The sequence below is a fragment of the Streptomyces sp. NRRL B-1347 genome, assembly GCF_000720325.1.
GTDB lineage: Bacteria > Actinomycetota > Actinomycetes > Streptomycetales > Streptomycetaceae > Streptomyces.
In genome coordinates this window covers 1-247 of sequence record NZ_JOJM01000326.1, presented here as the reverse complement: position 1 = coordinate 247, position 247 = coordinate 1, and the positions used below count along the sequence as shown (strand labels likewise).

Here is a 247-nt window from a genome sequence, read left to right as displayed (position 1 = left end):
CCGGCCTCCTCCGGCCGGGCCCGCGGGCGCGGTGGCCGTAGCGGTGTGCAGACGCGCCGCTTCGGAGCAGTCGGCGAGGATGCCGAAGTGCCGACGGGGACAGGTGGCGAGGTGGTTGCGGTAGGCCTCGTACGGGCCCAACGGCTCTTGGTTGTCCTCGTATTCGTCGAGGTCGGTCATCATCAGCCCACCGTCCGCAGCGGATCGGCCGTGGCGAGCAGCGTGCGCAGGGCCGTGACGTCGCACA

1 protein-coding gene is annotated in these 247 nt (G+C 71.7%); it reads right to left on the bottom strand.

The genetic code is table 11. The annotated features are described in order from the left end of the window. On the bottom strand, nucleotides 1-183 hold a 183-nt coding region (locus tag IG74_RS47470), incomplete at its 3' end, for a hypothetical protein (RefSeq protein ID WP_037827693.1). Nucleotides 184-247: the final 64 nt, after the last annotated feature.